This window comes from Morganella morganii (assembly GCF_041099235.1).
Classification (GTDB): domain Bacteria; phylum Pseudomonadota; class Gammaproteobacteria; order Enterobacterales; family Enterobacteriaceae; genus Morganella; species Morganella morganii_E.
Genome location: NZ_JBFZSO010000030.1, coordinates 1 through 536 on the forward strand (window position 1 = coordinate 1; position 536 = coordinate 536).

At 52.4% G+C, this 536-nt stretch carries 1 pseudogene; it reads left to right on the top strand.

The features are described from left to right. Window positions 1–44: 44 nt before the first annotated feature. Window positions 45–536: pseudogene (iscS, locus tag AB7038_RS18110) on the top strand (cysteine desulfurase); the annotation flags it as partial.

The following is a 536-nucleotide window of genomic DNA, read 5'->3' on the forward strand; positions in this document are numbered from 1 at the left end:
TTGCCTGGTTCCTTGCATTGAGTGATGTACGGAGTTTAAGAGCAATGAAATTACCGATTTACCTCGATTACTCCGCAACAACGCCGGTGGACCCGCGTGTTGCCGAGAAAATGATGCAGTTCCTGACCCTGGACGGGACCTTTGGTAACCCGGCCTCACGTTCTCACCGTTTCGGTTGGCAGGCTGAAGAGGCGGTAGATATCGCCCGTAATCAGATTGCCGAACTGGTCGGCGCCGATCCGCGCGAAATCGTCTTTACCTCCGGCGCAACGGAATCCGATAACCTGGCGATTAAAGGTGCAGCCAACTTTTATCAGAAAAAAGGCAAGCACATCATCACCAGCAAAACTGAGCATAAAGCGGTGCTGGATACCTGCCGTCAGCTCGAGCGCGAAGGTTTTGAAGTGACCTACCTTGCTCCTCAGAGCAACGGTATTATCGATCTGAAAGAACTGGAAGCGGCGATGCGTGACGACACCATCCTGGTTTCCATTATGCACGTGAACAACGAAATCGGCGTGGTGCAGGATATCGCT